The organism is Streptomyces sp. ISL-11 (assembly GCF_018614525.1).
Lineage (GTDB): Bacteria > Actinomycetota > Actinomycetes > Streptomycetales > Streptomycetaceae > Streptomyces.
This window is the reverse complement of sequence record NZ_JAGGOL010000146.1, coordinates 1-12,988: the sequence shown is the minus strand read 5'-3', so window position 1 is coordinate 12,988 and position 12,988 is coordinate 1. Positions and strand designations below refer to the sequence as shown.

Genomic DNA, 12,988 nt, shown 5'->3' with positions numbered 1-12,988 from the left:
CCGAGGGCCAGGGCGGCGCCGGTGGCCGTGGCGGCGGCGGGCAGCGGTGATCCGTCGCCGCCGGTCCGGGCGGCCGCCACGGCGGCGCTTCCGGCCTTCTGCGCCGGCGCCGTGCCGTCCTGTGCCGCGTAGCCTCCCGCGAGGCCCTTCCTCGCGTACGCGGAGCCGGGCAGCTTGTCGCCGTACGCCTTGTGGACGCGGGCACGGTAGCCGTCGACGGTGGTGCCGCCGGAGCCGATGGCGCGGGTGGCGTCCTCGTCCAGCGGCAGCACCCGGTCACCGCGCTGCACGTACCAGGCGTCGATCTGCGGCTCGCGGAAGACGGTGCCGCCGCCGAGCCTGCGGGCGCCCTCGGCCGCGTAGCGCGTCTCGTCGTCGCCGGTGGCGATGTTGACGACCTTCCAGCCGTCCCCGGTCCGCGCGGTCCACACCGACGCGTTCCGGCCGTCCGCCGAGACCGCCTTGCTGGCCAGGAACTCCAGCGTGGCGACGGGGGCGCCCGCCGTGCCCGCCACGAACTCCGGGGCGAGCGTGTAGACCGGCACGGTCGTGCCGTCGATCCTCGGCCGGACCTTCGCCGGGGCGATCGAGCCGTCGCGGGCGAAGAAGCGGGAGAGGGTGTCGAGGGTCCGCGGGGCGGCCGCCGCCTCGTGGGCGGCGGAGATCCCGGCGCCGGAGGGGGCGGCGGGGGCCGGCGGGACCGGTGCGGCGTGCGCGAGGGGCGCGAGCCCGAGGAAGGCGGCGGTCAGGGCTCCGGCGGCCGCCGCGCGGGCGGCGTGCTTCCTGGCGTGCGTCGTCATGACCTCACGCTCCGATCTTGTAGAGCGAGTGGGTCCAGGAGAACTGGTCGTTGTCGACGTACCAGCCGTGCGACGCCCAGTTGTAGCGGCTGTTGGAGCCCCAGGGGTCGCCCCAGTAGACGAGTGAGTTCGCGTCGTCGTACCCGTAGAGGACGTGCATGTGGCCGCCGCCGGAGGCCCACTGGATGCGGGTCTCGACGGGCCGGCCGGCGTTGAGCTCGCCCTGCACGGTGGGATAGCGCAGCCAGCCGGTCACGTACGAGCCGGGGTTGATGCCGGCCCAGCGGAAGGCGGTCTGCACATTGCCCAGGGTGGCCTGGTTGTTGGGGCACTCGGTGCCCTGCTGCCGGTTGAAGGCGGCGTTGCAGAACTGGTTCTGGCTGTAGTCGCGGCCGAACCAGGTCGCGATGGTGTTGCCCGCCGCGGCCCAGCACCAGTTGCTCTTCTGCTGGGCCTGCATGGTGATGTTGAGCTTCTTCGACGCGAGCAGGGCCGCCTGGTCGCCGGTCGCCGCGCTCGCCGTGGTGGGGACGGCGAGCAGCGCGGCGGCGACGAGGGCGGCGACGGACAGCCGTCTGCCGCGTATGCCGGACTTTCCGGCCGTGTTCAGTGGTGCCGATGCACGGGACATGGACGTTCCTCCCGAGGCGGGGGGTGGTGATGGAGGCGCGTCCGGACGCTGGTGAGGAGCATCAGGGTGTTGTCAGTGACCGGTCAACAGGTTTCAATGCTGGGTGAGCCACGGGTGTGAACGACGCGTACCGAATGTGAACGTCCGGTGCCTGCCCAAGAGGATCACCACGACCGACAGGCCCCCGGCACGTTCACCGCTGGTGAATATTCACAGAGGGGCGATACCGATGGGGCGGACCGGCACACAGACGGCGGAGGCCGAGGCCGAGCTGGCCAGAGCGCTGCGCACGGGGCCGTTCCACCTGGCGCTGCGGACCGCCCTGAGCACGCGCGGCCTCGCCCTGCACCGGGTGCAGCACCGGCTGGCGCAGCGCGGTGTGCGGGTGGGGGTGACGAGTCTCAGCTACTGGCAGCAGGGGGCCCGCCGGCCGCAGCGCCCGGAGTCGCTCAGAGCGGTGCGGATGCTGGAGGAGGTCCTGGACCTGCCGACGCACGCCCTGACCCGGCTCCTGGAGCCGACGGGCACCCGGGCGGACACCGAGCGGCCCGCCACCCGCTCGTACCGCTCGCTGGTGGAGGAGTCCCGGGCGCTGGAGCGGCTGCTCGCGGAGCTGGAGTCACCCGTCGACGGCGGCCTGCACACCGTCTGCCACCTGGAGCGGGTGCACATCGGCGCCGGCCGGGAGCTCCGTGGCCGCGACTCCCAGCACGTGGTCCGCGCGCACCGCGACGGCGTGGACCGCTACCTGGCCATCCACCACGGCGACCCGGGTTGCGACCCGGCGCGGATGGCCGTCAGGGCCACGGAGAACTGCCGGGTGGGGCGCGTCCGCTGGCACTCCGCGGCGGGCGTCATCGTCGCCGAGCTGCTCTTCGACAACCGGCTGCGCGCCGGGGAGACGTACGTCTTCGGCTACGGCTTCGAGGACGGCACGGGCGGGCCGAGCGACGAGTACGTGCGCGGGTTCAGCTTCGCGGGCGGGCAGTACGTCCTCCAGGTCCGCTTCGACTCCGCCGCGCTGCCGGTGCGCTGCCGCCGCTTCGCGCGGAGCTCGGCGGCCGCACCGCGCACCGGGCAGCAGGACCTGACCCTGGCGGGCCGGCACCGCGGCGTACACCTGGTGGAACAGGCGGTGCGCCCGGGAATCCTGGGGATCGCCTGGGACTGGTGCTGAAACCGCTGGGACCGGTGCTGAAACCGCCTGGGACCGGTGCCGAAGGAGAAGCGCCGCTTTCCCGCCGGCTCAGGCGTCCGGGCCCGCGATCAGCTTGCCGCCGGCCGCCTTGACGGGAACGGCGGGCAGGGCCACGCTCGCCGGGCCCTGGAGGACCTTGCCGGTGGTCGCGTCGAACTTGCTGCCGTGACAGGCGCAGCTGATCTTCCCGTCCTCGACCTTGTCGACGACGCAGCCCGCGTGCGTGCACACGGCGCTGAACGCCTTGTACTCCCCCGGCGCCGGCTGCGAGACCACCAGCCGCTGCTCGCGGTAGAGCCGCGCGCCGCCGACCGGCACCTCGCCGGGCGCCCCGAGGTCCACCGGCGCCGTGGGTGTCGCGGGGCCCTTGGGCGTGCCCTTGCCGCTCGCACAGGCGGTGGCACCGAGCCCGGCGGCGCCCGCCAGCACCGCTCCGCACAGCACGGTACGACGGGACGAGAAGAGGCCGGAAGGGCTGGTCATGAGGGCTCCAACGATGCGCTGCGGACTGCGGGAAGAACGCACCGACCCTACCGGCCCGCATGATTGCGCCCGACTCCGCTCCGGTCGCCGCGGCGGCGTGACAGGCTGATCCGCGAGAGCGGCGCGCGGGCCGCGGCCGGAGAGAGGACTCCCTACGTGATCGTCGTCGCCGGAGAGGCCCTGATCGACCTCGTGCCCGACGGCACCGCCCCGGCCGGGGGCCCCGGCGCCCTCCCGGCGCTGCTCCCCCGGCGCGGCGGCGGCCCGTACAACACCGCGATCGCCCTGGGCCGGCTGGGCGCACCGGCCGCCTTCTGCTCACGGGTGTCGGCGGACGGCTTCGGCGAGGCCCTGCTGGAGGGCCTGCGGGCGGCCGGGGTGGACGTCTCGCTGGTGCGGCGCGGGCCGGAGCCCACGACACTGGCGGTGGCCGACATCGCGGCGGACGGGTCGGCGGGCTACCGCTTCTACGCGCAGGGCACCGCGGACCGGCTCTTCGAGCTGCCGGGGCCGCTGCCGGAGGCGGCCGGGGCGCTGAGCCTGGGCACCTGCTCGCTGGTGCTGGAGCCGGGCGCGAGCGCGTACGAGGCGCTGCTGCGCCGCGAGGCGGAGCGCGGGCTGTTCACGGCGCTCGACCCGAACGTCCGGCCCGGCCTGATCCCGGACGCGGCCGCCTACCGCGCCCGCTTCCGCTCCTGGCTGCCGTACGTGACGTTGCTGAAGCTGTCGGCCGAGGACGCCGGCTGGCTGGGCGGTTCGCCCGAGGAGTGGCTGGCGGCCGGCCCGGCGGCGGTGGTGGTCACCCATGGCGACCGGGGCCTGACCGTCCACACCCGGACGGGCGGGACCCACCAGGTGCCGGCGGAACGGGTCGCGGTGGCGGACACGATCGGCGCCGGCGACACGGTGAACGCGGCCCTGCTCCACCGCCTCGCCGCGCACGACGCCCTGACACCCGGAGCCCCGGCGGAACTGGACGGGGCGGCCTGGCACGACATCCTGACCTACGCGGCGCGGGCGGCGGCCCTCACCTGCTCCCGAGCGGGCGCGGAGCCGCCGCACGCCGCGGAGCTGGGCGGGTGAGCGGGACGCTCGCGATCGCCGGGCGGGCCGGACACAGCCCGTCCGGCGATCGGGGATCCCCGTGGCACCGACCCCTCAGGCGCGCCGCGCCCGCGCGGCCGTCTTCTTGGCGGGGGCGGCGGCCTTCTTGGCCGCGGCCTTCTTCGCGGGCTTCCGCGCCGGAGACGAATCGCTGACACGGTCCCCGAGCAGCTCCCGCAGGAACTTGCCGGTGTGGCTGGCCGGGACGGACGCCACCTCCTCGGGCGTGCCCTCGGCGACGACCAGGCCGCCGCCGTTGCCGCCCTCCGGGCCCATGTCGACGACCCAGTCGGCCGTCTTGATCACGTCGAGGTTGTGCTCGATGACGATGACCGTGTTGCCCTTGTCGACCAGCCCGGACAGCACCGAGATCAGCTTGCTGATGTCCTCGAAGTGCAGGCCGGTCGTCGGCTCGTCCAGGACGTACACCGTCCGCCCCGTCGACCGCTTCTGCAGCTCGCTGGCGAGCTTGACCCGCTGCGCCTCACCGCCGGAGAGCGTCGGCGCGGACTGTCCGAGGCGGACGTACCCGAGGCCGACCTCGTGGAGGGTGCGCAGGTGGCGCGCGATGGTGGGCACGGCCTCGAAGAAGTCGAGCGCCTCCTCGATGGGCATGTCCAGCACCTCGGCGATGGACTTGCCCTTGTAGTGCACCTCCAGGGTCTCCCGGTTGTAGCGCGCGCCGTGGCAGACCTCGCACGGCACGTACACGTCCGGCAGGAAGTTCATCTCGATCTTGATGGTGCCGTCGCCGGAGCAGTTCTCGCAGCGGCCGCCCTTGACGTTGAAGGAGAAGCGGCCGGGCAGATAGCCGCGGACCTTCGCCTCCATGGTCTCCGCGAAGAGCTTGCGGACGTGGTCGAAGACACCGGTGTACGTGGCCGGGTTGGAGCGCGGCGTACGGCCGATGGGCGACTGGTCGACGTGGACGACCTTGTCGACGAGGTCGTCGCCGTCCACGCGCGTGTGCCGCCCGGGGACGGTCCGCGCGCCGTTGATCTCGCGGGCGAGGTGGGTGTAGAGGATGTCGTTGACCAGCGTCGACTTGCCCGACCCGGAGACGCCCGTGACGGCCGTGAGCACGCCGAGCGGGAAGGACACGTCGATGTCCTGGAGGTTGTTCTCGCGGGCGCCGCGCACCGTCAGCTGACGGTCGAGGTCCACGGGGCGGCGGACGTCCGGTGTGGCGATGGACTTCTTGCCGACCAGGTACTGCCCGGTCATGGACTCCTTGTTGGTCAGCAGCTCCTTGAGGGGTCCGCTGTGCACGACCTTGCCGCCGTGCTCACCCGCGCCGGGGCCGATGTCCACGACCCAGTCCGCGACCTTGATGGTGTCCTCGTCGTGCTCGACGACGATCAGGGTGTTGCCCATGTCGCGCAGGCGGACGAGGGTCTCGATGAGGCGGTGGTTGTCGCGCTGGTGGAGGCCGATGGAGGGCTCGTCCAGGACGTAGAGCACGCCGACGAGGCCGGAGCCGATCTGGGTGGCGAGCCGGATGCGCTGGGCCTCGCCGCCGGAGAGGGTGCCCGCGGCGCGGTTGAGCGAGAGGTAGTCCAGGCCGACGTCGACGAGGAACCTCAGCCGCTCGTTGACCTCCTTGAGGACCCGTTCGGCGATCTTCTTCTCGCGGCCGGTGAGCTTCATGTCCCGCAGGAAGTCGGCGCATTCGCTGATCGACATCGCGGCGACCTCGGCGATGGACCGCCCCTGCACCGTGACCGCGAGCACGATCGGCTTGAGCCGGGTGCCCTCACAGGTCGGGCAGTGCACCTCGCGCATGTAGCCCTCGAAGCGCTCACGGCTGGAGTCGCTCTCGGCCTCGGAGTGGCGCCGCTTGACGAACGGCACGGCGCCCTCGAAGGCCGTGGTGTACGCGCGCTCGCGCCCGTAGCGGTTGCGGTAGCGCACCTCGATCTGGGTCTTGTGGCCGTTGAGCAGCGCCTTGCGGGCGCGCAGCGGCAGTCCGGCCCAGGGGATGTCGGTGCGGAAGCCGAGCTCGTCGGCGAGGGCGCCGACCAGACGGCTGAAGTAGTCCTTGGTGTGACCGTGCGACCAGGGGCTGATCGCGCCCTCGTCGAGAGACTTGTCCTCGTCCGGGACGATCAGCTCCGGGTCGACCTCCATGCGGGTGCCGATGCCGGTGCACTCCGGGCAGGCGCCGAAGGGGGAGTTGAAGGAGAAGGAGCGCGGCTCCAGCTCTTCGAAGGAGAGGTCGTCGTACGGGCAGTAGAGGTGCTCGGAGTACATCCGCTCACGCTCGGGGTCGTCCTCGGGGAGGTCGACGAAGTCGAGGATCACCATGCCGCCGGAGAGGCCCAGCGCGGTCTCGACCGAGTCGGTCAGCCGGCGCTTGGCGCTGTCCTTGACGGTGAGGCGGTCGACGACCACCTCGATGGTGTGCTTCTCCTGCTTCTTCAGCTTGGGGGGCTCGCTGAGCTGGATCGTCTGCCCGTCGACCCGGGCGCGGCTGTAGCCCTTGGTCTGGAGGTCGGAGAAGAGGTCGGCGAACTCGCCCTTGCGCTCGCGCACCAGCGGCGAGAGCACCTGGAAGCGGCTGCCCTCCGGCAGCTCCAGCACCTTGTCCACGATCGCCTGCGGCGACTGGCGGGAGATGGGCCGGCCGCACTCGGGGCAGTGCGGCTTGCCGATGCGGGCGAAGAGCAGGCGGAGGTAGTCGTAGACCTCGGTGATGGTGCCGACCGTCGAGCGCGGGTTGCGCGAGGTCGACTTCTGGTCGATGGACACGGCCGGGGACAGGCCCTCGATGAAGTCCACGTCGGGCTTGTCCATCTGGCCCAGGAACTGTCGTGCGTAGGAGGAGAGCGATTCGACGTAGCGACGCTGCCCCTCGGCGAAGATCGTGTCGAACGCGAGGGAGGACTTGCCCGATCCGGAAAGACCCGTGAAGACGATGAGGGCGTCACGGGGGAGGTCGAGCGAGACGTTCTTGAGGTTGTGCTCGCGAGCGCCACGGACGATGAGACGGTCAGCCACGCCGGTCGGCACCTTTCTTGAGAGCGGTGAGGGTGCGCCGCACCCCCGACCCAGGGTATGGGGGGCGCCGCGCGGATGTCGGATCCGATGCCACTCACGAGCCTATAGCACGCACATTCGAATTACGGCAGGGAACGAGCGGCTTCACCCGGACGAGTGGCAGCGCTATCGTCGGCCGCATGATTGATCATGTGCACGACCTGGCCTCTGTACGTGAAGCCACCGAGCGACTCCTGTCCGCCGCCGGAAAACTGGACGACGCCGCCCTCGCGGAACCCTCCCGTCTCCCCGGCTGGACCCGCGGCCACGTGCTGGCCCACCTGGCCCGTAACGCCGACGCCCTCGTCAACGTCCTGGAGGGCCGCCCGATGTACGCGAGCGGCGAGGCCCGCGACGCCGACATCACCCGCGACGCGCCCCGCCCGCTCGCCGTCCAGCTCGCCGACGTCCGCGAGAGCGCGGCCCGCTTCCAGGCGACGGCCGACGCACCGGCCGACTGGGGCCGCACGGTGACCCTGCGCAACGGCGTGACGGACCGGGCCGCGCGCGTGCCGTTCCGCCGCCTGATCGAGGTCGAGCTGCACCACGTCGACCTCGGCGTCGGCTACGAGCTGGAGGACCTCCCGGCGGACTTCACCGCCCGGGAGATCGAGTTCCTCGCCGACCGCTTCGCCGGCCACCCCGGACTGCCCGCCGTCACCCTCACCGCGACCGACGGCCGGCAGTGGCACACCGGACGCCCGGACGCCGGGCCGGTCGGCGTCACCGGCGGCGCCCCCGCCCTCCTCGCCTGGCTGGCCGGCCGCGGCGCCCGCGGCGCGGATCTCGACACCGCCGGGGCCCCGCTTCCCGCACTGCCCCCGCTATAGGCTGAGGCCATGACGTACAGCGGAGCGGTGAAGGTCGGCGGACCGGCGGACGTGCACGAACTGACCGACCTGATGATCTCCAAGGTCGCGGTCGGCCCCATGGACAACAACGCCTACCTGCTGCGCTGCCGGGCGACGGACGAGCAGCTGCTGATCGACGCCGCCGCCGAGCCGCACACCCTGCTGAACCTGATCGGGGACAGCGGCATCGCCTCCGTCGTCACCACGCACCGGCACGCCGACCACTGGGGCGCGCTGCGCGAGGTCGTGGCCGCCACGGGCGCGCGCACCTGCGCCGGGCGCCACGACGCCGAGGGGATCCCCGTACCGACGGACGTCCTCGTCGAGGACGGGGACACCCTGCGCGTGGGCCGGGTCGAGCTCACCGCGCGGCACCTGACCGGCCACACGCCGGGCAGCATCGCCCTCGTCTACGACGACCCCCACGGCCACCCGCACGTGTTCACCGGCGACTGCCTCTTCCCGGGCGGCGTCGGCAACACCCACAAGGATCCCGAGGCCTTCGCGAGCCTCCTGCACGACGTGGAGACCAAGCTCTTCGGGCAGCTCCCGGACGAGACCTGGGTCTACCCGGGCCACGGCGCCGACACCACGCTCGGCGCCGAGCGCCCGCACTTCGCGGAATGGCGCGCCCGGGGCTGGTGACCCGGGGACGGGCCGAACGGCCCTGACATGCGAAAACGGGCGCCGGAGGCGCCCGTCGGCCGGCACCCGCGACGGGTCCGGACATCAGTGAGGCCGTCCCACTCAATAACCTCTGGGTGTGGCGGCCTCACTAACGAATATACTCCGCCTCAAACAGACCACAACCCCCCAAACCATATTTTTTTCGACGCCTTCGCGGACGCCGCCCGGACCCCTGACGAGACCGGCCGGAGCCGGTGGCGCGACCCCGTACGACGGGCCGCCGACAGCCTCCCCACGCGCCCCCGGCCGCACCCCCGCACGCCCCGTTTCCTTCCCTGCCCACCGGAAGTTGGGCGTTGCATGCAACGCGACCGTCCCCCGGGCGACCCTCCCCCCGCCATGCTGCGCCTGGCCACCGCGTCCCTGGCGGGCACCGCCATCGAGTTCTACGACTTCTTCGTCTACGGCACCGCCGCCGCGCTCGTCCTCGGCCCGCTCTACTTCCCGACCGTCTCACCGCCCCTCGGCACCTTCGCCGCCTTCGGGACCTTCGGGGTCGGCTTCCTGGCCCGGCCGATCGGCGCGGTCCTCTTCGGACACATCGGCGACCGGCGCGGGCGACGCCCGGTCCTGATCATGTCGCTGCTCCTGACGGGGCTCGCGACCGTGGCCGTCGGCCTGGTGCCCGCCTACGGCAGCATCGGCGCCGCCGCGCCCTGTCTGCTGCTGGTCCTGCGCTTCGCCCAGGGACTGGGGCTCGGCGGCGAGTGGGGCGGCGCCGTGCTGCTGACCGCCGAACACGCCCCCTCCCGCCGCCGGGCCCTGTGGTCGAGCGTTCCGCAGATCGGCCCGCCGCTGGGCTTCCTCCTGGCCAACGGCATCACCCTCACCCTGTCGGCCACGCTCACCGACGGGCAGTTCCTCTCCTGGGGCTGGCGCGTGCCCTTCTGGTTCGCGGGCGTCCTGGCGGTGGGCGGGGTGCTGCTGCGCACCCGGCTCTCCGAGACCCCGGAGTTCCGCGCACTGGCCGGCCGGGGCGAGGTCGCGTCCCTGCCCTTCGCCGATGTCGTACGCGGCCACTGGCGGCTGCTCCTGCTCACCGCCGGCGGCCTCTCGGTCGCCTACGCCGCCTACTACACGGTCACCACCTGGTCCCTCGCCTACGCCACCGAGCGGCTCGGCGTGGACCGCACGGTCATGCTCGGCTGCATCATGGCGGCGGTCGCCGTATCGGGCGCGGTCACCCCGCTGTTCGCCTTCCTGGGCGACCGCTGGGGCCGGCGCCCGATGTGCCTGGCGGGCTGCGTGGCCGTGGCGCTGTGGATGGTTCCGCTGGTCGCCCTCCTGCACACCGGGCGGCCGGCGTGGATGCTGCTGGGCTTCGTCGTCGCGACGCTGGCCTTCACCACGATGTTCGCCGTCATCGCCGCCTACCTCCCCGAGCTGTACGAGCCCCGGCTGCGCTGCACGGGCGCGACCGTCGGCTACAACCTGGCCGGGGTGCTCGGCGGCGCCGTCACCCCGCTCGTGGCGACCGCGGCCTCCCGGGGCAGCGACCCGCCGTGGGGAGTCGCCGTCTATCTGACCGCCGTCGCCCTGCTGAGCCTGGGCTGCTTCGCCCTGCTCCCCGAGACGCGCCCCTCGGCCGCCACGGGACCGGTCGCCGAAGGCGCGCCCGCCTGAGCCGGGCAACCGGCCGCGACACTCAGCCCCGGGTGCCGCCGGCCACGGCGTCGCTCCGGGACCCCTCGCCGAGCGCCGCGGCCTCGGCGGCCTCGGCCTCCGCTTCCGCCTGCTTCTTCGAGGCACGGAGGCTGGTGAGGGTGGTGACGACCAGCACCGCGCAGATGACCCCGAGCGAGACCGGGATGCTGATCTCGGGGACCGCCACCCCGTTCTCGTGCAGGGCGTGCAGCACCAGCTTGACGCCGATGAACCCGAGGATGACCGACAGGCCGTACGAGAGGTGGACCAGCTTCTTCAGCAGCCCGCCTATCAGGAAGTACAGCTGGCGCAGACCCATGAGGGCGAAGGCGTTGGCGGTGAAGACGATGTACGGGTCCTGGGTCAGGCCGAAGATCGCCGGTATCGAGTCGAGCGCGAAGAGCACGTCGGTGGTGCCGATCGCCAGCATGACGATCAGCATCGGCGTCATCAGGCGCTTGCCGTTCTCGACGACGAACAGCTTGGTGCCGTGATAGCGGTCGGTCGACGGAAACCGCTTCTCGACCGACTTCAGGAAGCGGTTCTCCTCGAACTCCTCCTCCGCCTCGTCGGCACGCGCCTCCTGGATGAGCTTCCACGCGGTCCAGATGAGGAAGGCGCCGAAGAGGTAGAAGATCCAGGCGAAGTTGGCGATGATCGCCGCGCCGGCGCCGATGAAGACGGCCCGCAGGACGAGGGCGATGAGCACGCCGACCATCAGCACCCGCTGCTGGTATATCGGCGGGACCGCGAACTTCGCCATGATCAGGACGAACACGAAGAGGTTGTCGACGCTCAGCGACTTCTCGGTGATGAAGCCGGCGAAGAACTCACCGGCGGGCCGGCCGCCGCCGAAGAGCAGCAGGCCCAGCCCGAAGAGTCCGGCCAGGGCCACCCAGACAGCGGTCCAGATGCCCGCTTCCTTGAGCGAGACCTCGTGCGGCTTGCGGCCGCCGATGAAGAAGTCGGCGGCGACGAGGGCGCACAGACCGAGAATGGTCAGCGCCCACAGGGTCAGGGAGACGTCCACGGGGGTCCTCCGGCACTCGTACGGCAACTGGCCAGCGTCGTCGCTGCCGGAGGAACCCCGGGTACACCTCGGGACGCCTCCGTACCAAAAACAGTACAGGAAGACCCAAGGGAAGGTAAAGGGACTACCAAAAGCCCTGGCCAGTGGTTAGCGGCCGTACGCCTGACGTGCCTGTCCCACCCGCCGGAGCACCTGCCGCAGCACATCGCTCCCGGCCGGCGCCAGCGACGGCTCGTACGTCCACGCGTGCCCGACCCAGGGGTCGGCGAGGTGGTCGTCCGGCACCGGCGTGATCCTCAGCAGGGCCCGCCAGAGCGGGTCCAGGACGGGCCCGTACGCACGGGCGTCCTCGCGGTCGGCCACCATCATCAGGTGCACGCCCACGGACGGCCCCTCGTCCGCGAGATAGCGCAGCTGCGTCACCGCGCGGTCGTCGAAACCGTGCGGGAAGTCATGGACGACGAGCAGCTGCTCCGCCGTGTCGAGGTCCGGCGGCAGGGAGTCGACGGCACCGCTGCGGACCGCCATCTGCACCAGGTCCACCCGCTTGGTCAGCCGCTCCAGCAGCGCGGTCACGCCCTGCGCGCCCGCGGCCGGGGGCTCCCGCAGCGCTCCCGTCGCCAGCAGCGGCGTCAGCGCGGTGCCCGCCGAGCCCGCCGGGTCCATGACGTGCAGCGTGAAGTCCCCGACCGGGTAGACGGCCATCAGCCGTGCCGCGATGGCGACCGCGGTGTCCATGGCACGCCTGCGCAGCTCGTCCGAGCCCGCCAGGCCGGCCGACGAGCCGGACGACCGGCCGCTGTCGATCCACAGGCCGCGCTCCAGCGGCAGCCGCACCAGCATGGGGATCCGCAGGTCGGCGCGCTCCGGCAGGTGCAGGTCCCCCAGGCGCAGCGCCATCGGCGTCTCCAGGGGGACCTGGTAGCCCTGCCAGACGGGGCTGTCCCAACGGGCGAACGCGGGCGGCAGGGCGTGCTCGACGACCTCGGACTCGGCGGCGAGCTGGCCGAGATCCCGGTCGAGCACGGTACGGGCCTGCTCGACGAGGGCCGTCCGCTTGGCGCGTGCCTCCTCCCGGGCGGTGTCGGCCGCCGGGCCGACGCGGGTACGGGGGTCGGAGAGCGCCGTGTCCAGCTCCCGCTCCAGGCGCGAATCGGCGAAGTCGACCGCGCTGCGGTAGGCGGCCGTCGAGCGGGCCAGGTCCTCGAACATGCCCCACACCTGGTTGTAGAGCCGCTCGTCCATCGTCCAGCCGGTGGCGTCGCCCGCCACGGGCCGCGGCGGCTGTCCGGGCTCGGCGGGCGGCACGGCGGGCGCCGGGGCCGGCGGGGTGGCCGTCTGCCGGCCGGGGTGTTGATAGCTGACGGGGCCCGCCGGAGCCGCCGGTACGGCGTCGGGTCCGGCGGTACGGTCAGCGGCGCCCGGACCGGGCGGGCCGTCCGTGGTCCGGCCGTCGGCCGCCCCCGCATCCGCTGAACCGGCATCCGCCGACCGGGCGTCCGCGGTGGTGCCCGCGACCTGGGC

At 72.7% G+C, this 12,988-nt stretch carries 11 protein-coding genes; 5 read left to right on the top strand and 6 right to left on the bottom strand.

The annotated features are described in order from the left end of the window. A partial coding sequence (locus J7E86_RS25475; protein WP_215084606.1) for a hypothetical protein occupies window positions 1–800 on the bottom strand: 800 nt, incomplete at its 3' end. A gap of 4 nt (window positions 801–804) precedes the next feature. Then, window positions 805–1,431: a papain-like cysteine protease family protein gene (locus J7E86_RS25470; protein ID WP_215084604.1), complete on the bottom strand. Its 627-nt coding sequence runs from the start codon at window positions 1,429–1,431 to the stop codon at window positions 805–807. A 229-nt stretch (window positions 1,432–1,660) separates the two neighbouring features. Between J7E86_RS25470 and J7E86_RS25465 the strand changes: the two genes are divergently transcribed. Then, entirely contained in the window at window positions 1,661–2,608 is a 948-nt protein-coding gene (locus J7E86_RS25465) for a hypothetical protein (protein ID WP_215084601.1), read from the top strand. Window positions 2,609–2,677: 69 nt separating this feature from the next. On the opposite strand, the gene J7E86_RS25460 is transcribed toward J7E86_RS25465, so the two are convergent. Further along, window positions 2,678–3,112 (bottom strand): Rieske (2Fe-2S) protein, encoded by a 435-nt coding sequence (locus J7E86_RS25460; protein WP_215084599.1) that lies wholly within the window; start codon window positions 3,110–3,112, stop codon window positions 2,678–2,680. 156 nt (window positions 3,113–3,268) lie between these two features. On the opposite strand from J7E86_RS25460, the gene J7E86_RS25455 reads away from it, so the two are divergent. After that, the gene (locus J7E86_RS25455; protein ID WP_215084597.1) at window positions 3,269–4,195 is read left to right on the top strand and encodes a carbohydrate kinase; all 927 of its coding nucleotides are present in this window, start codon (window positions 3,269–3,271) and stop codon (window positions 4,193–4,195) included. A 75-nt stretch (window positions 4,196–4,270) separates the two neighbouring features. Here the strand turns inward: J7E86_RS25455 and uvrA are convergent, their stop codons facing one another. Beyond that, window positions 4,271–7,213 (bottom strand): excinuclease ABC subunit UvrA, encoded by a 2,943-nt coding sequence (gene uvrA / locus J7E86_RS25450; RefSeq protein ID WP_215084595.1) that lies wholly within the window; start codon window positions 7,211–7,213, stop codon window positions 4,271–4,273. 179 nt (window positions 7,214–7,392) lie between these two features. Here uvrA and J7E86_RS25445 point away from each other — a divergent pair, with 179 nt between their 5' ends. The 3 genes from J7E86_RS25445 (at window position 7,393) to J7E86_RS25435 (ending at window position 10,413) form a co-directional block, all read left to right on the top strand. Then, window positions 7,393–8,082, top strand: coding sequence for a maleylpyruvate isomerase family mycothiol-dependent enzyme (locus J7E86_RS25445; RefSeq protein ID WP_215084593.1), 690 nt, complete (start codon window positions 7,393–7,395; stop codon window positions 8,080–8,082). Between the two features lie 9 nt (window positions 8,083–8,091). Next, entirely contained in the window at window positions 8,092–8,748 is a 657-nt protein-coding gene (locus J7E86_RS25440) for an MBL fold metallo-hydrolase (protein ID WP_215084591.1), read from the top strand. Window positions 8,749–9,129: 381 nt separating this feature from the next. Beyond that, window positions 9,130–10,413, top strand: a complete 1,284-nt coding sequence (locus J7E86_RS25435; RefSeq protein ID WP_215084589.1) for an MFS transporter — start codon at window positions 9,130–9,132, stop codon at window positions 10,411–10,413. Between the two features lie 22 nt (window positions 10,414–10,435). Here the strand turns inward: J7E86_RS25435 and J7E86_RS25430 are convergent, their stop codons facing one another. Next, entirely contained in the window at window positions 10,436–11,464 is a 1,029-nt protein-coding gene (locus J7E86_RS25430) for a TerC family protein (RefSeq protein WP_215084587.1), read from the bottom strand. Window positions 11,465–11,611: 147 nt separating this feature from the next. Continuing rightward, the coding region (locus tag J7E86_RS25425; protein ID WP_251019657.1) for an export associated protein at window positions 11,612–12,988 on the bottom strand (1,377 nt) is incomplete at its 5' end.